The organism is Gemmatimonadota bacterium (assembly GCA_009838645.1).
In the GTDB taxonomy this organism is placed as follows: Bacteria; JAAXHH01; JAAXHH01; order JAAXHH01; family JAAXHH01; genus JAAXHH01.
The window spans coordinates 34,474-58,218 of record VXRC01000004.1; the positions used below are offsets into that span (position 1 = coordinate 34,474).

Here is a 23,745-nt window from a genome sequence, read left to right on the forward strand (position 1 = left end):
TCATTCGCGTATGATGCCGCCTCCCAGGACGGTCTCGCCGTCGTAGAAGACGACGGACTGTCCCGGCGTGACCGCCCGCTGGGGATGCTCGAAGTCGACCCGCGCGACGTCGGATCCACAGGGCGTGATGACCGCGGGCGTCGCTTCCTGCCGGTACCGGATCTTCGCCTGGCCGCGGACCTCTCCCGCCGGGGCATCCGTGGAATGCCAGTTGACCCCGTCCGCGATGAGCCGGTCGCTGAGGAGATCCTCGTCCTCGCCCACCACGATCGTATTCGTATCGGGCAGGATGTCGACCACGTACACCGGGCGTCCCGCGGCCAGGCCAAGCCCCTTGCGCTGCCCGATCGTGTAGAGGGGATGGCCCCGGTGTTCACCCAGGATCTGGCCTTTCGCGTCCACGATCGGTCCAGGCCGTATGGGGTCCTCGATGGAAAGCAGCCCTTCCTCGGTATTCACGGGATGATTCGCCGTCCACTCCCTGAGGAACCTTTCATGGCCCCGGTCCTGGATGAAGCAGATCTCGTAGCTGTCCTTCTTGCCGGCCACCCGCGGCGCGAGTCGTTCGGCGATTTCCCGCGTCTGTGCCTTCGTGAGCATGCCGACGGGGAAGGCGGTCCGGGCCAGCTCGTCCTGGGTCATCTCCCACAGGGCGTAGGACTGGTCCTTGTTTCCGTCGACGCCCCGCTTCAATACAAAGCGGCCCGCCCGGTTCGTATCGCCCGCCTGGACCGCCTGACTCGTCTTGTCCGCATCGCCCACGGTCTCATCCAGCGCCACGCGGGCGTAGTGTCCGGTCGCCACGTAGTCGGCGCCGAGTTCACGAGCCCGGTCGAGCAGCACGCCGAACTTGACCCGGCTGTTGCAGGCCACGCAGGGATTGGGCGTGCGCCCCCGCACGTACTCGGAGACGAAATTGGAGATGACGCCCCGCTCGAACTCCTCGCGGAAATCCACCACGTAGTAGGGGATGCCGAGTTTGCCGGCAACGACCCGCGCGTCGTTGCGGTCCTCGACCGTGCAGCAGCCGTGTTCGAACTGCGCATTTCCGCCCACGCGGTCGTAGTCCCACAGGTGCATCGTTACGCCGATGACCTCGCAGCCCGCTTCCTTGAGCATCGCGGCCGCCACCGAGCTGTCCACGCCTCCGCTCATTGCCACGACGACCTTCGCCCCTGCCGGCGGCAGCCGGTTGACGGAGGGATCGAAAGCGGAAGCCGTGGCGTCTTCGCCGCGGTCAGAAGAATGGGTTGTCGCCGGCATAATATCAGTCTTTCCTGAACGTGCCGTGACGGGATCGGTAATCTTCGATCGCCGTCCGCACGCCGTCCGCGGCCATGGCGGAGCAGTGCATCTTGGTAGGCGGAAGACCGCCCAGGGCATCCGCGATCGTATGGTTTTCGATGGACGCGGCTTCTTCGGTCGTCCTTCCGATAACCCATTCGGTGACCATGCTGCTTGCCGCGATGGACGCCGCGCAGCCGAAGGTCCTGAACTTCGCGTCCGTAACGGTCCCGTCCGCGATCCTCAGATACAATGCAATGGTATTCCCGCTGATGGGGTTTCCGGCGTTGCCCACGCCGTCCGCGTCGGGAAGATCGCCCACGTTGCGGGGCGAGTGAAAGTGGTCCATTACGATGGATGAGTACATGAAACTCGCCTCAACCGGGTACCTGCGCGGCGGAAACTTCGCGGAGGCGGGCTACGATGCCGGGCAGCCTGTCCATGACGCAGTCCACGTCCCCCATGGTATTGTCCCGCCCGAAGCTGAACCGGACCGAACCGAGGGCGGTGCGCGGGTCCCTGCCCAGCGCCAGCAGCACGTGGGACGGTTCGATGGCACCCGATGTGCAGGCCGAACCGGTGGACACGGCGATGCCCGCGAGATCCAGACTCATGATCAGCGATTCGCCTTCCGCGCCGGGGAAGGACACGTTCAGCGTACCGGGCAGGCGCCGATCCGGATGCCCGTTCACCCGCGCGCATTCGATCTCGACCCGGATGCGCGCTTCCAGGGCATCGCGCATTTCGGACAGGTGCCGGTATTCGCTTTCCCGCTCTTCTGCCGCCAGTTCGGCGGCCTTGCCCAGGCCCACGATGCCCACGGTGTTCTCCGTGCCGGACCGCACGTCGTTTTCATGATGGCCGCCGTGGGCCGTGGGTTCGATCTCGACGCCCTTTCGGATGTAGATGGCCCCCACCCCCTTGGGACCGTAGATCTTGTGGCCCGAAAGCGAAAGGAGGTCCGCGCCCATCGCTTCCACGTCGACCGGCAGCTTGCCGGCGGACTGCACCGCGTCCGTGTGGAAGCACACGCCGCGCGCCCGGGCGATCCTGCCAATTTCGCCCACGGGTTGGACCGTGCCGATCTCATTGTTCGCGTGCATGATGCTGACCAGGATCGTCTGGTCGGTCAGGGCGTCCTCCACCTGTCCGGGATCGACCCGGCCGTATTCGTCCACGGGAAGGTAGGTTGTTTCAAAACCTTCCCGCTCTAGAAAAGCGCAACTGTTCAGCACGGCCGAATGTTCGATGTTCGTCGTGATGATGTGCCTGCCGCAGACCTTGCGTGCGTAGGCGGTGCCCTTGATCGCCAGGTTGTCGGACTCGGTGCCGCCGCTGGTGAAATAGATCTCGCCGGGCCGTGCGTTCACCAGGCCGGCCACCCGGGCCCGTGCCTCTTCCACGGCCGCGCGCGCATCCTGTCCGTACCGGTGGATGCTCGACGCGTTGCCGAACCGGTCTCTGAAGAAGGGTTCCATGACATCGAAGACTTCGGACCTGACCGGCGTGGTCGCGTTATGATCCAGGTAGATGCTCGCCATGAGGAGCGCGGTCTCCGGGAAAGGGGCGGAATCCAGCCCCGTTCATCAAACATTCAAGACGTTCTGAAAACGGCTTCTTCCGTCGCGTCAACGGTCTTTGAAATTAGAGATAATCCATTGAAATGTCAAGTGTCATCGGGGTTTCGCGGCGATTGCGCGGCCGGGGATATTCGCCGTCGCCGCTTGACTTTTCGTTCGGGAATACGTAGTTTTCATGTAAACTGAATAAGGTATGCGCGAGCACGCTTTCAAGGCGTTTGCCGGCGGCGCAGACTGACCCGAAGCGGATGGACGTACCAGGGAGGAACAGCATATGCATGTACTGAAAACAGCGGCTGTACTGACGGCGGCCGTCCTTGTGGCGGGATGTACCCACAGCATCAGTCTGAATCCCAACATTGGCCCTTCGGCCAATATCGCCAGACCCGTGGATTTGCGCGTCGGAGTGTACATTCCCGTGGAAGTCAGCCAGTTCGTCATCGATGACAGGTCAGATCTCGACAAATACATCTTTGAAATCGGTGAATCCCTCGAATCGATCATCACGAAATCAGCGAACCGTGTTTTCTCGCGGGTAACGATACTGGATGCGCAACCCACGGGCGAAGTGATCGAGGAAAGCGCACTCGATCTCGTCATGATTCCCAGGGTGACCGCGGCCATGGTAACGCTGAACAAGGAAGAAGGTCCGTTCCAGGACGACGCCCGGGGAAACACGGCGATCACGGTCGAACTGATGTTCTATGACACGGAGATGATCCAGTACGCGTCCGTCATGGCATCGGGCATCGGCATCGCTTCTGAGAGAATCGGGTTCTTCAGCAGAGGCCAGAGAGAATATGCCGCATCGGTCGAAAGTGCCATTGTGAACCTGAGCAACGACATGGTCCGTCAGATGCATGGGAATTACGACATCCGCAAGAAGGGCGAGGAGCAGGAATAGCGCCGGAACCAGACTGCGGTCGCGCCGGACGGAATCACGTCAGCAGAACTCGCGTCAACCCGGGTAACCACCTATGGCAGGGATGTCCCGCAAAGACCGCTGGATTTACGGCTTGCATACCTGGTGGGGCCGATACCGTAACGCGGCGTTCAACCTGTCCGACATCCGCAACCGGCCGGTCCGGCTATTGATCTGCCTCCCGGCGAGTACCGAAGAAGCCCGAAAAGCGGTCGAAATCATCCCCGAACTGGTTGCGTGTCTGGACGCGAAGGTCGTTTTCGTGGTCGGCGAACCGCGATCCGTCGAGTATTGCGACCCGTCGGATGCGCGCATCACCGTGGTGCCGTTGGACCGGAGCGCCCGATGGTGGTTCGGCCTGCCTTCCTTCGGGATCGTCGACCGGTTGTCGGAAGCGGGGCTTAACCTGGCCGTCGATCTGAATCCATCCGCGGAACTGCTGCCCGCCGTACTTTGCCAGAGAATCGGTGCGAGGATTCGCCTGTGCCTGGACGATCCGCAACGGGGGCGCGTGTTCAACGTGCGGGTCCTGCTTGCGGAAGGACATGACTCGCCGTATGCGCGCATGCTGCGGGTCGTCCAGGCCGTCGCCCGCCCCGCGTCTCATCCCCGGATTTAACTTGACATCGGGCCCTCCAGCCGGGATATTCAATCAGGTTCTGGACAGGCCTTCCGAATCCCGTGCGACCGGGAACGGCTTGTCATCCAACCCATTCGATCCCACCCGATAGTCCTATGTCCGCCCTGTCTCCACGACCGCTCCTGTGTCGTAAAATTGCCGGATTCCTGCTGTCCTGCTGCCTGATGAGTCCCATCGCGGACGCTGCGGCATCGAACATGCAGCCCGAACCCGGACCAGCCATGCCAGCCATGCCAGCCATGCCGGCCATGCCGGCCGCTACGCTGGATGCCCTGCTGGCGGAAGGCATATCCCTCTACGATCAGCGGAAATTCGAGGAAGCGAAAACGGTCTTCGAGGAGGCGGTCCGCCTCAAGTCCAGGTCCGGGGAAGCCCGGTACTGGCTGGGCGTCAGTCACTATGAGCTCGGGGAAGACCGGGAAGCGGCGAAACAACTGCGCATCGCCGTACGGCACGACCGGAAGAACCCGGATGCGCACCTCGCACTGGGCCGGACGTACATGCGCATGAAGAACCGCATGGTCGACGCGCGCAAGAGCCTCAAGCAGGCCCTCCGTTACGATCCGGAACACTCCGAAGTGCACTACTACCTGGGCATCTCGTACATGGCGCAGAGCAAGAGAGATCCCGCGGCGCCGCTCTACGTGATGCAGGCCCGGAGATCCTTCGGCCGGGCGGCGGCGGCGAATCCCCTGCACCCGGACGCCTACTACCGGTTGGGGCTGTCCTACGAAAACCCCTCTCGCGATTACAAGAGGGCGCTGGCCCTCTTCTACCGGCAACTGATGGTAAAACCGGATCATCGGGATGCGCTCCACCACCTGGAGCGATGCAGTTACATGCTCAAGCAGTTCCAGGAAGGCATCAATCTCCTGACGCAGGTGGTCGAAGTCCACGGGGACGCCGTGCCGGACTACGTGCATACTTTGATCAACAAGCTTAAGGCCACGTCGCTGCAGTCACAGAGCCGATACGCCGAAGCGGACCGGGCCTACGGCGAATTCCTGGTCGACGCGGCGCCGGAGGAACGCGCGCACTACATGGATCTGGCCCACGTGACGTCGGAAGAAGAATTCCGGCAGTACCAGGCGCTGGAAACGCAGGAAGCGAAAGCGGAATTCAGACGCAGGTTCTGGGCGGCCCGCGATCCGAAGCCGGCCACCGCCGTGAACGAGCGGCTCGTGGAACACTACCGGCGGGTCATGCACGCGCGGGAGCATTTCTCCAGTGGCCAGCAGCCATGGGATCGCCGCGGCGGGATCTATATTCGGTACGGCGAACCGGACGATTTGCAGCATTTCATCATGCAGACCGGCGAGAACGCCATGAAGAACTACCAGCCGACCGGAGACGCCCGTATCGATGCGATCCGCGAGCGTAATTTCATATTGCGGTACCGCCTGAAGATCGATAACTCCGGCACGACGTGGAGCGACCCGGCAACGCGCGGCACCAGCGATCCTGATGCGGGGGACTACCTGCACGAACTGGAAGCGCAGCAGGACGACTACTCAAATATCGTTTCGTCCGCGGTTAGAGGGGGAAAGGAAGTCGCCAACACAGCCACCTTTTCGGCCATATCCACCAGGGCACAATCACTGGGCTTTCTCGCCGAAAGCTGGGTATACCTGGAGCACGACCTGGAGTTGTTCTTCGTCGACCAGGTCGGGGTCGGCAAGTTCGACTATCCGCTGCAGGTGCACGAGACGAACATTACCGAGGCCATCGTCCAGGACAAGTATAATCCCAGGCGCATCGCGGCCTCGCTGATGGAGAAGACTCCGGAGTCCTACGAGTTCGACTACGGCGGCGGACCGCTGCGGTTCATGTACGACATCGTGTCCTACAAGGGTCGGGACGGCAGGGCCGAAGTGGAAGCCGCCTACATGATCCCTGCCGAACAACTGGCAACGGTGAAGGACGGGCAGGGATTGCGCACGTGGTTTGACGGCCACATGGTGTTTCATGACGACGATTACAACCGCGTAGCCCAGACTTCCAGGCGTATCGGACCCATCGACCGGCCGCTCGTACCGGCGACCGGGAACGACCCGGGCATCGAACTTCATACCGGTATGATGGAGATGGAAGCACCGCCCGGCAGTTACCATGCCGCCATAGAAGTCCAGGACGAGACCACCCGGCGTATCGGCATATACGAACAGGCGTATGCCGTTCCCGATTACGCCGGCGACGCGCTGGTGTTGAGCGATATCAAGCTGGCGGTATCCATCGCACCGGCCGATTCAATCCACGGCCCCTTCGTGCGCAACGGACTTGAAATCGTACCCAATCCGGCGCGCATGTACCAGCGCACCGACCCCGTGCACTTCTATTACGAGATCTACAACCTCGCCCTGCCTGAGTCCGGTCGAACCGCTTACCGGGTGGAACTGGAAGTGAAGAACAAGGACCGGCCGCAGAATCTCTTCTGGCGTATTCTGAAGGGGATTGACCGGCTGGTACGGCGTACGGACAACGAACAGTCCGTGCTCATGGTATTCGAGAACGAAGGCAACCGCTCGGACGAGTACAGTTACACTTCCATCGATACGGGCGCCACACCCACCGGCGCCTACGAGATGACGGTTCGCGTCACGGATCTGCATTCCGGACAAACCGCCACGCGGCAGAAAGTCTTCGTCGTGACCAATGACCGGGTCGCGGAATTCAAGGCGGACCCGGAATAGCTTCCCGCTTACATCCGCGCGCTGAAGGACGGCGCAATATGTCCAACCTGAGCAAAATCACCGCGCTGCTTGTCCTGCTGATGCCATTCACCTGGCTGCCGCCCGCCGCCGCCAAGGAAGCGAGGTTCCTCGCCGCCCAGGAGGCCGAGTCCCTCCTGGACCAGGCCAGGGCACAGTACGACCTGGGCGAATTCCAGGGAGCGGAGTCCACGCTGAGAAGCCTGCTCCAGGAGCAACCCGGATCGTCCACGGTCCACCTGTGGCTGAGCCGCGCGCTGGACCGGCAGGAAAAGTATGACGAGGCCGAGCGCGCCGCAGAGGAAGCGCTTGAGATCGACAGCGCGTCCCCTGAAATCCTCATACAACTCGCGCGGGTCTACATTCTCAAAGACAAGAAGAAGGATGCGCGGGAGTTCCTGGACGAGGCCGAGAAACTGGCGCCGGGCATGGCGGACATATACTACTACCGCGGCCGCACGTACGGTAAGATCCGGATGGCGCTGTTCCGGCCCGGTACGGCCGAACGGGAATACAGGATCCAGGATGCGTCCTACCGGCGTGCCATCGCGTTGAATCCGAGCCATCACGATGCCTTTTTTCAACTGGGATACGTCATCGAGGAGATCCGGGACGACCCGGAATCCGCGATGGACTGGTATGTCAGGCAGGCATCCGTGAATCCGGCGCACGATGAGGCCGTCCATCGCCTGGCCGCCTGCGCCATCGAGTTACGGGAGTACCAGAAAGGGTACGCGCAGTTGCAGCAGGTCGCCGCGGCCCAGTATAAGGCCGTCAATCCCCTGGTCGAAGGACTGGCGGCACAACTCGAAGCCTACCGGTACCATGCCCTGGACCAGCACGTGCGAGCGTACCGGTCCATGAGGCGGTACATCGCGGTCCTGTCCGAGTTCGACCCCGGTAGAGTCGCCCTGTACAAGGATCTCTCCATCGTAGCCTCCTCAAAGGAAGCCGATGCCTTTCTCGAAGCGACGGAACAGGAAAGGGAAGAGGCTTGGCGTACCTACTGGGCGGCCCGTGACCCCGATCCCACGACACGGATCAACGAACGGCTGGTGGAACACTACCGTCGGGTGATCTTCTCCAGGCTGCATTTTTCAGTGGGCAAGGACCCGTGGGACCGCCGCGGCGAGATCTATGTCCGGTACGGTCATCCCGACGACCGTCAGCAGTTCATCCTCAAGTCCGGTGAGGACGTGGTCAACGCGATTTTCCCGACCGGGATGCGGGCCGTGGACATGATCCGCGAAACCAGCCGACAGCGATTGGATATGCAGGTCAGCACCGGGGCGCCGGTCCAGGACTTCGGCATATTCAGCGCACGGGCCGGGCGCGAGACGAAGTCGGTGGCGTTCCCGACGGAAAGCTGGGTCTACGTCCCCTTCGGCCTGGAGATCTTCTTTACGGATCAGCGGAATTCGAAGGTGTTCGACTACCCGCTCGAAGTGATCGATCTTCCCGGCCAGTCGACCAACTTCGGCGCGACGGACCGGCTTGCGTACAGCTTCCTGAACACGCCGAGGAAACAGGCCGAAGAACTCATCCGGCAAGTACCCGAAGCCCACCGGCACGACTACGGCGGCGAGCCGCTCTCGTTCGTTTCCCAGCTGGCCTCCTTCAAGGGCGCCGGCGACTGGGCCGACGTGGAAGTGGCCTACAGCCTTCCCGCGGCCCAACTGGGCAACGTGGAGGACGGACTCGGAGAGAGGACCTGGCTGTCCGGCCGAATCGCCTTGCAGGACATGGACTTCAACTACGTGCAAGCGATGCCCTTCAAAATGGGACCGCTTCGCCGCCCCGTGTCGGAACAGGACAATCTGCAGCTCAGTACGGGCGCGTTCCGGTTCAGTGCGCAGCCCGGGGCGTACCGGTCCGCGGTTTCTCTGCGGGATTCCCTTTCTCAGAAGTACGGGGTCTTTACCGCGCCGCTCCAGATCTCGGATTACAGCGCGGACCGGATGTTGCTGAGTGATGTAAAGCTCGCCGCATCCATCGTACCCACCGACGCGGAGGGACTGCTCGTCCGCAACGGCCTGTTCATCACGCCCCACCCCGCACGCCTCTATTCCAGTACGACGCCGGTGTTCATCTATTATGAGATCTACAACCTGGAGCGGGACGCCGAAGGCCGGACGGGCTTTCGCACGGAGCTGGAGATAGCCGCCAGGGAACCCAGGCGCAATGTCGTCCTCAAATTCCTCACCGCCCTGGGGCGCATGGTCGGCCAACGGTCCGACGATCAGACGGCCTACGTGACCTTCGAAGACAGCGGCACGTCGCCGGACGATTTCAAGTACACCTCGATCGAAACGGCGGACCTGGATCCCGGGACCTATACCGTGACGCTGACCGTCACGGATCTCCATTCCGGACAGCAGGACACGAAGATGGTCGATTTCATCGTGGTCCAGGTCCAGGGCTGAAGGGGCTACAACCCCGGCTTATCCGCGTCCTCCGCGGTAGCCTGTCAGCCGTTATGCATGAAAATCCACCTTGACATACTCGATTATCATGGTATTTTCATCGTATGGTTCCCCGACCCGCCATCTTGACGTCTATCACGACAGCCCTCTCGCGTAGTCCCATCGCCCTGCTTCTGGGACCTCGGCAGTGCGGAAAAACGACCTTGGCCCGGCAACTGGTGCCATATGACGACCTGAACTACTTCGACCTCGAAGACCCGGCCAGTCTGGCGAGGCTGGATGAGCCTATGACGGCGCTCGGTCCGCTCGAGGGCCTCGTGGTCATCGACGAGATACAGCGTCGGCAGGAGTTGTTCCCAATTCTGCGCGTACTGGTCGACCGTACGCCATCGCCAGCGCGGTTCCTGATCCTGGGCAGCGCTTCTTCGGACTTGATGCGTCACGCGTCGGAATCGCTGGCCGGGCGCGTGGAACGCATCATGATGCGGGGATTCAGCTTATCCGAGGTAGAAATCGTCCACCAGCGGAAGCACTGGCTGCGCGGGGGATTTCCGAGGTCGTACCTCGCCGCGACCGAGGTGGATAGCGCCGTTTGGCGCAGGGAATTCATGCAAACGGTGGTCGAAAGGGACGTGCCGCAACTCGGCCTGCGTCTGCCGGCCGCCACGCTGTTCAGGTTCTGGACCATGCTGGCCCATTATCACGGCCAGATATGGAACGCGGCCGAATCGGCCAGGTCACTTGGTGTCGCCGAAACCACGACCCGCCGCTATCTCGACGTGCTTGAAGGACTGCTCATGGTCAGGCGGCTGAATCCATGGTTCGCCAACCTGAAGAAGAGGCAGGTCAGGTCGCCGAGGATATTCGTCCGGGACAGCGGTCTGCTTCATGCGCTTTTGGGCATTCGGTCGGAAAGGGACCTGCTGTCCCATCCAAAGTCGGGGGCATCGTGGGAAGGGTACGTCGTCGAGGAGGTTCTGTCTGCCTTTGAGCCCGAAGAGGCCTGTTTCTGGGCGACCCATAACGGCGCCGAACTGGACCTTTACCTGGTCAGGGACGGCCGAAGGATCGGCGTGGAGTGCAAACGTCAGGACGCGCCGCGCGTGACGCGTTCCATGCGTGTTGCGCTGGAGGATCTGGCCCTGGATCATCTGTACGTCGTCTATCCCGGTTGTAAGACCTATGCAATCGGCAAGGACATTACCGTAACGTCCCTTTCACACATTAAAACCCCCGGGCTCTCCGCACCTGCAACCGAGGATTCTTCGGGTTCATAACGGCTGTCAGCCAGCCGGTGTGCATGGCCGATGATAAGGATGAGTCGCGACGTCACGCTTGCTTCCCACGGTCTCCAGGCGCGATCAGGCGGTAGAGCGCCGGTGTGACGAACAGCACCAGCAGCGTGGACAGCGTGAGCCCGCTCAGACCGGTGTAGGAAAGACTGATCCAGAGGTCTCGCGTCGAGGGATGCCCGGCGAAGAGCAGGGGGGTCAGTCCCACCAGCGTGGTGAGGGAAGTAATCAGGATGGGACGGACGCGCTGCCGGGCTGCTGTAATGACTGCCTCGTCGAGGAGCATGCCCTCCCGTTGCAGCCGGGCCATGCGGTCCACCAGCAGGATCGCGTTGTTGACCACGATCCCGACCATGAAAATGGTCCCCAGGAAAGCCCCCCGGTCGAATGAGAGTTCGAAGATCCAGAATACCAGGAAGATGCCGGTGAGTCCCATGGGTACGGTCAGCAGGGCGACCGCGGCGCGGCGGAAGGACTCGAACAAAGCGGAAGTCACCAGAAGGACCAGCACGAAAGCCAGGCAGACGGCCAGGTACAGGTCACGCTCCTCTCCCCAGTCGAATCCTCCCCACGATCTACTTTCGATCCGGTAGCCCGGAGGCAACTCGACGGCGTTCAGAAAGGCCTCTTGAAACCTTCCTGCCAGTCGCCCGGCGCCCACGAACTCGTAAGATATCCACCTCTCATACTGCTGGTCACTGCGCATGATGGCCGTGGGGACCCGGTTGAACGCCAGGTATCCGGCGTCTCCCATGTCAAGGGTGACGTCGGTGTTCCGTATCGGAAGGCGGCCTAAGTCGGACGCCGAGGCGGACCGGTCGACGACCACGCGGAACGGAATCCGGCGTCCGTCGAGATGCAGTTCGCCGTCGTGGCCTTCCCGGTCTGCGTAAAGCCGTAGCAATTCGTCCAAATCGCCCAGATTGACGCCGGCCCTCGCGAGCGTACGTTGCGCGGGGTTGAATTGCAGTTCGTAATAGGGACCTCCACCGAAACTCCACATAGTACTGTTGGTGGTTTCGACCTTTCGCACGCGCCGGTTCCGTTCCAGTTGCCGCGCAACGCGCTCTGCGTGGTCTCGCAAGTCGTCGTAGTTGTAACCGACCATCTTCAGGTTGAATGGGATAGCCCCTCCCCTTCCGGTAGAGAAACCGGTTCCCATACCAGAAACGCCTATGGACAATCCACCGAAGTGAGTCACCAGGTTCATCATCCGGCCCAGCATTTCAAGAGGCAGTGCCGTCAAGGCGGACTCCTCCGAAAACCTGGTCAGCATGCTGGCGTTGGTTCCGTCGATCCGGGTCACCACTTCCACGTTCTTCCCACCGGCTTCCACCGCATAGCGTTCGAAGGCCAGCGCCACCGAATCGATCGTGGACGTCTCCATGCCCGGGTGTCCGCCGATTTGGACGCTGATACGTGTTTCATCGGCAAACCAACCGAAACTCGGACCTTTCCACACGTCGGTCGTGAACAGAAAGACGCTGATCCCGAAGATACCGAAAGTCGAGAGCGCCACGGACCACCGCCAGCGGACCATGCGCGATACGGCGCGTCCATACCAGCCCACGAAACGCATCACATACGCCGGTCGGTGCTCCGAGGATACCTTCCTGTCCAGCCGGTGCGTAACGACCGGAACCCAGATACCCGCGACCACGATGGACGCGGCGAGGGTCAGGCCGAGGCCGAGCGCAAAAGGAGCGAAGTCCCGTCTGAACTCGTCCGAAAGGTAGACGATCGGAACCAGGGCGGCGATCGTGGTCATCGTAGTCGCTGCAACGGGGATCAGCATCTCCGATGTACCGCGAACGGTCGCCGCGTCCGGTTTATCGCCTTCCTCGCGGCACCGGCGGATGTTCTCGTAGATCACCACCGCGTTGTCCACAAGTATGCCGAAGGCCAGTGCAAGGCCGGAGATGGTGAGCAGATCGAGCCCCAGCCCCATGGCCTCGAAGCAGATCATGGCGGCGAGCATGGAGAGTCCGATGGAACTGAAGAGGACGATCGAAGCCCGAATCTGACGGATAAAGACCAGGAGGAGGGCGATGATAGCGACCAGGGCAATGGCGACGCGCACGAAAAGGTCGTCCAGCGCCTGCCGGACGTCTTCGCTCCGGTCGGTGACCAGGTTCGCCAGGACGCCCGCCGGCAGACCCCGCGCCAGCTCATCCATGCGCGTTCGTACGCGATCCGCGACATCCAGCATGTTGGTGCCCGGCTGCTGGTCGATTTCAATGGAAATGGCGGACTGGCCGTTCAAACGTGAAATGCTGCGCGGTTTCGTCAGTCCCATGCGCGAATCCACGAGGTCGCCGAGGCGGATAAGCTCGTCGCGGCCCGTCGCGACGGGCAGCTCGGGAAGATCTTCCATCACCGTCGACATGGGTTTCGTGTACAGCGGGATCAAAGTGGACTTACCGTGTACAGCCCCGGCGGCATGAGACTTGAAGGTGTCGTTGATCGCGATTTGCACCTGCGACGGGGTAAGGCCGGAACTGTGCAGTCGGTCGGCATCGAGCCGAAGGACCAGTTCTTCTTCCCGCCCCCCGATGACTTCGACGTTCCGAACGCCGTCGAGGGAGGATAGGACCGGCAGGATTTCCTCGATGGCCAGCGCGCGCAACGCGAAGTCGGTCATTGGTCCGGACAGACGATAGCTCATGAACCCTTCGAGATCACGGAACATCTGAGGGGTTCTTTCCGATATGCGGGGCTCGACGCCGTCCGGCAACTCCTCTCGCAGGGATGCGAGCCGGTCCCTGAGCAGGGCCCGGGCCGATGCGATCGACAGGGTATGATCGAAAGTCGCGTAAATACCTGCCATACCTTCCTTAGTTTCCGATCGTATTTCGATGATGCCCGGCACGGAGGAGATTTCCGATTCGATCAAAGCCGTCACGTGCTTGACGACGGCTTCCGAAGAAGCCCCCGGCCAGGCGACCGCAATGTTCAACCCCGGATAATCCTTATCGGGCTCGAGCGACAGCGGCAGGCGCAGGACGGCTGTCGTCCCGAGGGCCAGTACGACGAGGGCCACGGCGGTCACGGCGATGGGTCGATGGATCGCGGATGTGAGGAATCTTTCCATGATTCGATTGCGCGTAGCGATTACCGGGACTCGGCAGTCCCGGAGGTCGACGGCCTGGCGAACAGGCTGTACAGGATCGGAACGACGAATAGCGTCAGCCCCGAACCGAGGATGAGGCCGCCGATCAGCGTGCGGGCCAGGGGCATGCCGAGTTCTCCCCCGGTCCCGAAGCCCAGGGCCAGCGGAAGCACGCCGCATATGGTGGTGACGGTGGTCATCAGGATCGGCCTGAGCCGCCGCCTGCCCGCCTCGTGGATCGCATCCCTTCGGGACAGGCCGTCTCGTTCGGCCCGGACGATGAAATCGACCTTGAGGATGGCGTCGTTCACGACGATGCCCACGAGGACGATGGCGCCGATCCACGTGATGATGTTCAGGCTTTCTCCAAGCAGCGTCAGCACGTAGACCGACCCGGCCAGCGCGAGGGGAATCACCGCGATGATGATCCAGGGAAGGCGCAGCGACTCGAACTGGGCGGCGAGTATGAGCAGGACGACCACGATGGAGAAGAGCAGCGAGACCAGCAGGGAACGGTAGGCGGTCCTGAGTGTCTGGTGCGTGCCGGTGAATTCCACGTAGTGCCCGTTGAACCGGTTGTCGGCCAGCCCTTCCTGCGCCATCAGGTCTCTGACCCGGTCCGCCACACCGACGAGGTCGTCACTGGCAATATCCACATCGACGATGACCATGGGCGCCTGGTCCATGCGCAGGATTTCTCCCGCGACTTCGACGGGTTCGATCGTGGCCAGCACACGAAGGGGGATCGGTCCATTCAGTGTATCCACGGCTAAATCCAGCAAGTCGCGGATGTCCGTGTCGTCCTGGCTTCTGCCGTGCAGGACGATCGGTATGCGTTCATCGGTGCGGTCCAGGTGTGTGGCCGTCCGGCCGCCCAGGTAGGTGCGCAGGGTTTCGGCGATTCCTTCGGGCTTCACGTCCAGGCGCGCGGCCAGGCGTGCGTCTATGTCGATCCGGTAGGAAGGCCGGAGATCGACGCCCCGCAGCGTGATGTCGGCGAGCGGGAGCATGGATTCGAACAGAAGCGACCGGATGAATTCCGCGGTTTCCGACATGCGCCGCTGGTCCGAGTCGACAGGGTCGGCGGTTCGTTTATCCATGTGCAGACGTATCGACAGGTCGGGCTGGCGCCCGCCGAGGATCGAGGACAGTGCCGAGACCGGCGGCTTCAGGTCAACCTGGCTTTGCATGCCGGGAGGGATGCTGTAGCGTAAGGCGGCCATGACGGCGGGTGTGTCCGGCTGCTCTTCATCCAGGAAAACCTGCACGCGGGCCGTTTCGAGTCTGGTGGCGCCAGGCGCCGTTCCGGGCACGAAGGCCGCTCCGGCCGCTCCGGCCGTCGTCAACGTATGGCGCACGCCGGGGATGGTAAGCGCCAGGGCGGAAAGGGTCCGCGCGCGCTCCACCGTGGTTTCCAGCGACGTCCCGGACACGAGCGAAAGGTCCATCCAGAACACGCCTTGATCCACCTCCGGGTAGAAGGATCGCGGCAGGTTGCGTCCGATGAATCCGGCGATAAGGGCAAAGCCCAGCAGCAGGATCAGTCCCCGGACCGGATGATTGATGGCGGCATCCACGGCGCGGCGATAGGTACCGTATAGGCTGGCGGGCTGCCGTGCTCTGCGTGCTGTCGCCCGCCGGCTCCACCGGGCGACGAGCGCGGGCAACAGCGTCAACGCGGCCGTCCAGGAGAGGATGAGCGACGCGGTGACCGCAAGGGCCTGGTCTCTGAAAAGCTGCCCGGCGACCCCGGGCGTCAGGGCCATGGGCAGAAACACGGCGACGGTGGTCAGTGTGGAGGCGGCCATGGGCAGTGCCACTTCGGCCGCGCCGTTGCCCGCGGCCGACTGGACGTCGGGATCGGTCTCCCGGTGCCGCACGATGTTCTCGACCGAGATGATGGCGTTGTCCACCAGCATGCCGATGCCGAGGGCCAGACCGCCGATCGACATGATATTCAGCCCTACGCCCGTCGCGTCGAACACGGCGAAGGCGGCGATGACGGCCACCGGCATGGTCAGCGCCACGGGTATGGCGTACCGGAAACTGCGGAACCAGGCCAGCAGGACGATCAGCGCGAGGACGCCGCCCCCGGCCAGCGCGGTCAGCGCATTGCGTATGGAACCGCGTACGAAGGTGGCCTGGTCGAAGGCGACCGTCAGCGATACATCGGGGAACTCGACGTTGTACTGTCGTACCAGGGCATTGACGGCTTCACTGGCCGCAAGCAGGTTGGCGTCGGCCGTCTTCTGCACCAGGACGCCGATGGCGGGCGTTCCGTCGAAGAGCACGGCGCCGCGCCGGTCCTGTTCGCCCATGCGCACCGTCGCCACGTCCCGGACCCGTATCAGCGCGCCGTCCGGCCGGGTCGCCAGAACCGTGGCGCGCATGTCGTCAAGGGATCGGAATGCGCCGTCGATACGCAGCGTGTAACGATAGTTGCCCCGGCGCATCAGACCGGCGGGCAGGTCGCGATTGGAAGCGTTCAGCACGTCCTGGACCAAGTCGAGAGACAGCCCGAACGCGGCCAGGCGCGCAGGGTCGATATTGATCTGTACTTCGGGCCTGGCACCGCCGACGATGCTCGCGCGGGCCACTTCAGGCAGCTGTTCGAGTCTCGGCCGGAGGACCTGTTCGGCCAGTCTTTGCAGGGAAGAAGTGGCACCGTCGTCATTCCGCGTTCCGGACTCGAGCACCAGTCCCATCATGGGCGCCCGGTCAGGGTCGGTATCCAGCAGGACCGGACGATCGCTTTCGGCCGGAAGGAGGAACCGTTGCGTGTCGAGGCGTTCCCGGGCGGTGAGCAGCGTGGACTGAAGGTCGGCGCCCCAGTCGAGCTCGACGGTTACGAGCGATTCGCCCTCGCGGGAAATGGAACGGACCTGCATCGCACCGGGCAGATTCCGCAACGCGGACTCGATCGGTTCGGTAATCTCGCGGGCCACGATCTCCGGCGGCGTATCGGTCCACGTCGTCCATACCGTGACGGTCGGTATCTCGAGGGGCGGCAGCAGGTTGACGGGCAGGCGGGTAAGCGCGATGATCCCGATGAGAACGGCGGCGCACGTAAGGCAGCACGTGGCTACCGGCCGACGAACGGCGATCTGGGGAAGATTCATGATCGGTCCCGTTCCGGCTCAGTTTCTCAACTGGTAGACCACGATACTGGGATTGAGTTCCCCTTCTTCCACGGGGGACGTGTCGATGGCGTACAGATCATCGCCGTCGGCGTGGTCAAAATGAAGGGTTGACTCGATATCCATCTGGATGAGCGTTCCGTCTCTTCCGAACAGGTCGATATGCCGGACGCGGGTATTGTCCGGACCGTTTCTGTCCCGCTGTACGAGCACGAAATCACCGACGACCAGAGGTCGAAACATACGGGTCGATCTATTCAACTCTTCCGACGCAGTCTCCCTACTCGTAATCACCATGGGATAGTATCCTGGCGGTTCGGCTGCATACGTCGCGACGATACTGCCATCCCATTCCATATCGTACACCTGGTAGGTCTTGACGGATGAGTATAGAATGCGGCCTTCCGGGGTGAGCGACATGTGCAGGAACGAGCCTCCCATCCGGACCGGAATGGGCGGATCCGGCGGCCAGGGCCGGCTGCCCATATCGTGACTCTTGTTGCCTTTCGAGTCGTACACTGTAAGCAGCGATTCGCCCATGAGGGAACTCACGGCGCAGCGTTCTTCACTTCCGCAAATGATGTTATCCGGTCCGGGCCTGTCGATTCGGAACGAAGCCTGGTGGACTCCGTCCAGGTTGAATGTTGACACACGGAAGTTTTCCTTGTCGAATACCACGATGCGGTCGTCGAATACCGTAACATTCTGAGGTTTCGACATCTCCCCCGGTCCGGATCCCTCCTGGCCGATACGACGGATCATCTTCCCGCTCGGATCCGTTACCCAGACCGTATGCTGCTGCCAGTCTGGCAGGTAGAAGTTCCCTACTCCGTCCCGGGCGAGATCGGAGATTTGACCAACGAATTCATTCCCCAGATCGATAGGGATCTCTCGCACTTTTTCGATAGTGTAGTTCTGGGCCGCAGCCGGGGTGGTCCATTGTTGAAGAAGCATTGCTGCCAGGAGTAGTAATACGTATCTCATAAAGAAGCTCCTCCAGATGACTCGATCGCATGGATCAATCACAGCTATTCTGACCCGCCGCTCAATCGGTAGACCACGATATGCGGATTGGGTTCACCTTCTTCAACAGGTGCTGTATCGATGCCGTACAGGGTTCGTTCTTCGGCATAGACGAAAGTGAAGGGTATTTCGATTCCGAGTTGTAACACGTTGCCGTCCTGAACAAACAGATCGCCGCGTATTCTTGATTCACCCCCCTCTACGGGAAGGCTTCTTTGAACTAATACGTGGTCCCCAAATTGCAATGGCCGTCCTATCCAAGACCAGTAGATGCTCATACTGAATCCACCTAGATCAGGGGTAACAGAAAATGGAACGTAACCGGGAGGTTCCGCCGAATAGGTTGCCAGCACCGTGCCATCCCAATGCAGTCTCGACACTACGTAACGTTTCACCGGCGAATACAGCACGTCTCCATTCGGTGTGCCGGATACATGTTGGAACAACTGATAGGATCCGCCGATGACCCCGACGGGCCTGGCCTCCGCCTCACGGCTGCCGCCATCGTAAAGCTTCGCGCCATCGGTGTCGTAAACCGTGAAAAATGACGGAGCCAGCACAGAAGAAACAGCGATGTGGCCATCGTCGTTTATCAACATACCTGTCGATAGGTACACATCGATTCGATGGCTGGAGAGATGCTGTCCAGAAATGGAAAAAGCGGAGATTCTGTCGTTGTCGTTGTCGAGCACGAAAACCTTACCGTCGTGCAACGCCACACTGCGGGGATTGGTCAGTTCGCCCGGTCCCCTTCCCGCCTGCCCGATTTTCCGAATCAACCTGCCCTGAGGGGCCACCACCCAGACCGTATGCTGTTGCCAGTCGGGCAGGTAGAAATTACCCTCTGCGTCCCGGGTCAGATCAGCGATTTCTCCGACGATTTCATCACCCAGATCAAGCGGAATCTCCGATTCCTTTACGATTGTGAATCCTTGTGCGGAAACATCAATACAAAAAGCCGTGACCAGGCTGAAAAGCAATGTAAGTACTATACTTTTCATTGGCATGCCTCATTGGTGTTTCGATGCTGGTTATTCTTGTAAATATCACTCACCCCCGACTAAACGGTAGACCACGATATTCGGGTTGTCCTCCCCTTCTTCTACGGGCGCGGTATCGATCCCATAACACTTGTCGCCATCGGAGTAGAAAAACACCATTGGCAGTTCGATCCCGGTCTGCACGATGGTTCCGTCATCGGTGAAGATATCTCCGAAAAGTCCGTATACACCGCTTGTGTCTTTCCCCTGTCTTTGGACGAGAACATGACCGCTGACATACAGGGGCCGGAACAGCGGAGTAAAGGTAACCAGCTTTTGAGGAGGTGCGTCAGGAAACGGACTATATCCGTAAGGGTCCGCACTGTATGTATCGAGTATCGAACCGTCCCAATCGAGGCGAAACACCTCGTATCTCTTGACCGTAGAATTGAGGATGAGGCCGTCAGCAGCTTGCGACACATGGTGAAAGTTCATTCGAATGGGCATGATCAGCAGGCCACCGACGCCGGTATCGGGCGTGCCGATTTCACGTACAATCGTACCGGCCATGTCAAAAACCGTAAAATGTGGTTTGTCCGTTGCGTAACTCACAGCGATCATCCCACCGCCGCCGACCAACAGTCCGCTGGGTGGCAGTACAGGGGCGATGCGAAAGTCCGACAGGTACGTTCCGTCCTGTGTGAAGATCTTCACGCGGTTGTCGCCCGTATCGAGGACGACAACCTTATCCTCGAAAACGGCCACACTTCTTGGTTCCACCAACTCTCCAGGTCCGGTTCCTCCTCGACCCAAACGTTGGGAGATAACACCCGACGACTCAGCTACCCAGATCGTATGTTGCCCGTAGTCTGAAAGAAAAAACCGGCCATCGGCATCCATGACCATGTCCGAAACACCGCCGACAATGTCATCATCCAGAAGCAGTGGGATTTCACGCACCTTTTCAACGGTGTAGGTCTGTCCAATGGATGGACCTGCCGAAGCAAGTAAAAGGTATGCGATGGCGAAGGCTGCGATGTGTCTCACTGCATTACCTTCCTATTCGTGCTGACTGATTGGGTACGGTTTCCCGCTTAAGTTTATGGTTGGAGAACTGGCGGCCAGGAGTCTCCGAGTGGAATGCAACAGCAAGCCAATTCGAGGTGGGTCATCGGCCGTTTACTTCCGTCAGCCGGTACACCACGATATACGGATTGTCCGCTCCTTCATCCAAGGGCGTCGTGTCGATGCCATAAAGGAGATCGTCATCCACCGCGTAAAACTGATAAGGCAGTTCCATGGCCAACTGTACCGGTGCGCCATCCATGGTGAACAGATCGCCGAAGTACTCTATGCCACTTTCCAAATCCACCTTTTTGCGTTGTACCAGAACGTGATCACCAATGGCCAACGGACGCAGAATCGGTGTCCAGGTCTTCAAGATGTCGCTGATCTTTGGGAACTGAACGCCGGACGGAAATACGAGTTTTCCGTATCCAGGGGAATCGGCCTCATATTCCGCGAGTACGGTACCATCCCACTTCATTCTGAGTACGGGGTATTCCTTAACCGTGGAGTACAGAATGTGACCGGCCGATGTCTGGTTGAAATGCTGATCCCCCATCATTGTAAAAACCGACTGATCCGGTACTCTTTCACCTCTACTTCCTACAACACTTCCATCCATATCATAAACCGTGAAAAGTGTTGGCTCCCAGAGAGAATTTACCGCTATGCGGCCGTCTTTACTCGCCAGAATCCCAGTTGCCATAAAGTAGTCAATTCGGAAGTCGTCTACATACGTGCCATCCATCGTGAAAACCACTACCCGACTGTTACCTTTGTCGAGCACGATGACTTTGTCTTCGTATACAGTTGTTCCACTCGGCAAGTTCAGTTCACCCGGACCGGCTCCTTCCCGGCCCAAACGCCGGATCAATCTGCCTTTGGTATCACACATCCAGACCGTATTCTGCTGAAAGTCGGTCAAGTAGAACCGACCGGCGGTGTCCTGAATTAGATCTCCGATTTGTCCGGCAATCTCATCACCCAGATCCAGGGGAATGTCGCTGGTTTTCTCGAAGGAGAAGGTCTGGGCGGAAACGTCCGAAACGGGTATCAGAGCCAACCCGGTCACAAGGACAGCAGCAACCAACTTCATACATTGATCTCCCTATTTGGTTCGGAGCGATTGACTACAACGGTTTCCCTATCGGGCGGTATCGGAAACTTAACAGCACGAATTCACCCAACTACAGTTCACCCAGCCGGTACACCACGATATGCGGATTGTCCTCCCCCTCATCCATGGGCGTGGAGTCGATGCCAAAGAGGAGATCGCCATCCACCGCGTAGAACTGAAGGGCCAGTTCCAAGGCCAACTGTATCGGTTCGCCGTCCATGGTGAACAGATCGCCGTAGTATTTCGGTGGACCTTTCTCCCAATCTTCCTTCTTCCGCTGCGCGAGTACGCAATCAGAGACAATGAGGGCACGTAGTATGGGCGTCCAGGTTTTCATGATCTCCCTGTGGTTTAGAAACAAGGCACCGGACGGATAGGTAAGCTTTCCGTAACCAGGGGAATCGGCCTCGTAGGTCGCGAGAACGGTACCGTCCCACTTCATTCTTAACACAGGGTATTCCTTGACCGTGGAGTACAGGATATGACCTTCCGGTGTCTGACTTAAATGCTGATCACCAATGGCATAACCAACAGCCTGGTCCGGCACTCTTTCACCTCGGCTGCCAATGATCCCGCCATCCATATCGTAAACCGTGAAAAGCGTTGGCTCCCAGAGAGAATTAACCGCGATCCGGCCATCCTTGCTAACCAGGATCCCCGAAGTCATTTGGAAGTCCAACCTGAAGTCGTTTGAATAGGTCCCATCCTTCTTGAATATCATTACCCGGCCATTGCCGGTATCCAGCACGATAACCTTGTCTTCAAATACAGCGGTTCCGGTGGGATGCTGCAACTCGCCGGGACCGGCTCCCTCCCGCCCGACACGTCGGACCAGCTTGCCCTTTGAGTCACATATCCAGACGGTATGCTGCTGCCAGTCCGTCAGGTAGAACCGTCCGTCCGTGTCCAGAAACAGATCTGAGATTAGTCCGACAAACTCATCTCCAAGCTGAAGCGGGATTGCTCTTACTTTCTCGATCGCGAATGGCTGGGCATCTGCTGTACCTAAAGCAGCCGTGAAAACAAATGTTGATACGACGGAGATTAGCCTTTTCAGATTGAAATCACCTTTCTTCAGGAATACACTTTCTGCAGAAATACACGTGCATTAGCCAGGCGCCTCATTCCCTCAGCCGTACCCGGACCGGTACGTCGTGGGCCAGCGTGATGTTGCCGGTGACGGCCACCGTGTCGCCCTCGCTGACCCCGGAGGTCACCTCTCTCCAGGCGTCGCCTTCCTGCCCCAGGGTGACGTAGGACCATTGGGCCCTTCCGCCTTGAACGACAAACACAAGCGTGCGTTCGTCGCGGCTGACGATGGCTTCGTCCGGTACGGCGATCCGGTTTTCGTATGAAGTGCCCTCGATGAGCACCTCGGCGAACATGCCGGGTTTGAGCCGCCCGCCCGGGTTGGCCAGTTCCGCTTCGACGATGGCCGTTCCGCTCTCTTCGTCGACGGTGGGGTGTATGCGGGAGATCCTGCCTTCGAAGAACTCGCCGGGCCACGTGGTGACGCTGATGCGTATTCCGTGTCCGACACCGACGGCGCCCAGGTCACTTTCGAGCACGGCAGCTCTGACGCGTACCCTGGAGATGTCGATCAGTTCGAAACAGGTCTCTCCCGAGCCGACCTGCTGTCCTTCCTCTACCAGTCTTTCTGCGATGATGCCCGAAAACGGAGCATGGACGGAGGTCTGCTCGAGTTCCCACCACACGCGGGCATGTTCTACTTCGGCCAGGATGAGTCCCGTGTTCTGCGCAATGAGATCCAGCCGTCGTGATCCACTGAGCAATTCCGCGGCATCCAGGTTCCTTTGCGCCGACTTCAGTTCCCCGGCATCGATTTCGCCAAGCTCGAAGGCCTGACGAGCCTTTGCCAGTGCATCGCGTTCACGTATCACCCAGGTTGTGTCCGAATTCAGGACGGCGGTAGTGTCCATGACGTACACGGCATAGTCGATCCGCTTGTCCAGCAGATCCGCTTCCGCTTTCTCGACACTCAGTTTGAACGGCGCTTCGTCCAGGCGCAGCAGCAGGTCGCCTTCCTTGACGCGATCGCCCTCGCGCACCAGGACTTTCAATGCCATGCCCGAGACGCCGGTGCTCAACTCGGTACGCCGGTGGGCTATGAGGCGGCCTGATGCGACGATCGAACGGGTCAGTGTGCGGGGGCTTACCACCACGGCTTCGACCGGGAAGGGCTGCACGGTGTTTTCGGATGCATTTTCTTCGGCAGCCCCTTCGGCAACCCCCTCGGCGGCTTCCTCCCCGGGATCTGCCGTGCACGCACTCAGGAAGGCTGTGAAGGTAACGACGACCGCAACTAAGATAGCGAAGGTTGTTACTCGTATTTTCACAGGTATTCGTCCTTGAGGATCGGACCATCAAAACAGGGTCGGTCCATTAACAAATCGGGAACCATCAAATCGTTACCGTTTTCAAATATTTCTGTCAAGCCGCAAAGC

Annotated in this window: 16 protein-coding genes; 5 read left to right on the forward strand and 11 right to left on the reverse strand. The window is 60.3% G+C overall.

From position 1 onward, the window contains the following. Genes mnmA through nifS form a run of 3 tightly spaced genes read right to left on the reverse strand, consistent with a single transcriptional unit; the run spans position 1 to position 2,825 of the window. Positions 1–1,263, reverse strand: a complete 1,263-nt coding sequence (gene mnmA, locus F4Y38_01625; GenBank protein ID MXY47977.1) for a tRNA 2-thiouridine(34) synthase MnmA — start codon at positions 1,261–1,263, stop codon at positions 1–3. A gap of 4 nt (positions 1,264–1,267) precedes the next feature. Continuing rightward, a complete protein-coding gene (locus tag F4Y38_01630) occupies positions 1,268–1,651 on the reverse strand; it encodes an iron-sulfur cluster assembly scaffold protein (protein MXY47978.1) in 384 nt (127 codons plus the stop codon). Between the two features lie 10 nt (positions 1,652–1,661). Then, positions 1,662–2,825, reverse strand: coding sequence for a cysteine desulfurase NifS (nifS, locus tag F4Y38_01635; protein MXY47979.1), 1,164 nt, complete (start codon positions 2,823–2,825; stop codon positions 1,662–1,664). A 313-nt stretch (positions 2,826–3,138) separates the two neighbouring features. Between nifS and F4Y38_01640 the strand changes: the two genes are divergently transcribed. From F4Y38_01640 to F4Y38_01660, 5 genes are all read left to right on the forward strand, one after another. After that, positions 3,139–3,768 carry a hypothetical protein gene (locus F4Y38_01640; protein ID MXY47980.1) on the forward strand — a complete coding sequence of 210 codons (630 nt, stop codon included), beginning with the start codon at positions 3,139–3,141 and terminating at the stop codon, positions 3,766–3,768. A gap of 112 nt (positions 3,769–3,880) precedes the next feature. Then, the gene (locus F4Y38_01645; GenBank protein ID MXY47981.1) at positions 3,881–4,405 is read left to right on the forward strand and encodes a hypothetical protein; all 525 of its coding nucleotides are present in this window, start codon (positions 3,881–3,883) and stop codon (positions 4,403–4,405) included. Positions 4,406–4,521: 116 nt separating this feature from the next. Then, entirely contained in the window at positions 4,522–7,116 is a 2,595-nt protein-coding gene (locus tag F4Y38_01650; GenBank protein MXY47982.1) for a tetratricopeptide repeat protein, read from the forward strand. 38 nt (positions 7,117–7,154) lie between these two features. Next, positions 7,155–9,557, forward strand: coding sequence for a GWxTD domain-containing protein (locus F4Y38_01655; GenBank protein ID MXY47983.1), 2,403 nt, complete (start codon positions 7,155–7,157; stop codon positions 9,555–9,557). 104 nt (positions 9,558–9,661) lie between these two features. Beyond that, positions 9,662–10,834, forward strand: a complete 1,173-nt coding sequence (locus F4Y38_01660) for an ATP-binding protein (protein MXY47984.1) — start codon at positions 9,662–9,664, stop codon at positions 10,832–10,834. 52 nt (positions 10,835–10,886) lie between these two features. Here F4Y38_01660 and F4Y38_01665 read toward each other — a convergent pair whose 3' ends face one another. From F4Y38_01665 to F4Y38_01700, 8 genes are all read right to left on the reverse strand, one after another. Further along, positions 10,887–13,940 carry an efflux RND transporter permease subunit gene (locus F4Y38_01665; protein ID MXY47985.1) on the reverse strand — a complete coding sequence of 1,018 codons (3,054 nt, stop codon included), beginning with the start codon at positions 13,938–13,940 and terminating at the stop codon, positions 10,887–10,889. Positions 13,941–13,960: 20 nt separating this feature from the next. Continuing rightward, on the reverse strand, positions 13,961–17,077 hold the full coding sequence (locus F4Y38_01670; GenBank protein MXY47986.1) for an efflux RND transporter permease subunit: 3,117 nt from the start codon (positions 17,075–17,077) through the stop codon (positions 13,961–13,963). Positions 17,078–17,095: 18 nt separating this feature from the next. Next, the gene (locus F4Y38_01675; GenBank protein ID MXY47987.1) at positions 17,096–18,079 is read right to left on the reverse strand and encodes a 6-bladed beta-propeller; all 984 of its coding nucleotides are present in this window, start codon (positions 18,077–18,079) and stop codon (positions 17,096–17,098) included. 44 nt (positions 18,080–18,123) lie between these two features. Continuing rightward, positions 18,124–19,125, reverse strand: a complete 1,002-nt coding sequence (locus F4Y38_01680) for a 6-bladed beta-propeller (protein ID MXY47988.1) — start codon at positions 19,123–19,125, stop codon at positions 18,124–18,126. 39 nt (positions 19,126–19,164) lie between these two features. Next, positions 19,165–20,145, reverse strand: coding sequence for a hypothetical protein (locus tag F4Y38_01685; GenBank protein MXY47989.1), 981 nt, complete (start codon positions 20,143–20,145; stop codon positions 19,165–19,167). 121 nt (positions 20,146–20,266) lie between these two features. Beyond that, a complete protein-coding gene (locus F4Y38_01690; protein ID MXY47990.1) occupies positions 20,267–21,259 on the reverse strand; it encodes a 6-bladed beta-propeller in 993 nt (330 codons plus the stop codon). A gap of 91 nt (positions 21,260–21,350) precedes the next feature. Continuing rightward, positions 21,351–22,379: a 6-bladed beta-propeller gene (locus tag F4Y38_01695; protein MXY47991.1), complete on the reverse strand. Its 1,029-nt coding sequence runs from the start codon at positions 22,377–22,379 to the stop codon at positions 21,351–21,353. Between the two features lie 22 nt (positions 22,380–22,401). Then, positions 22,402–23,637 (reverse strand): efflux RND transporter periplasmic adaptor subunit, encoded by a 1,236-nt coding sequence (locus F4Y38_01700; GenBank protein ID MXY47992.1) that lies wholly within the window; start codon positions 23,635–23,637, stop codon positions 22,402–22,404. Positions 23,638–23,745 lie beyond the last annotated feature (108 nt).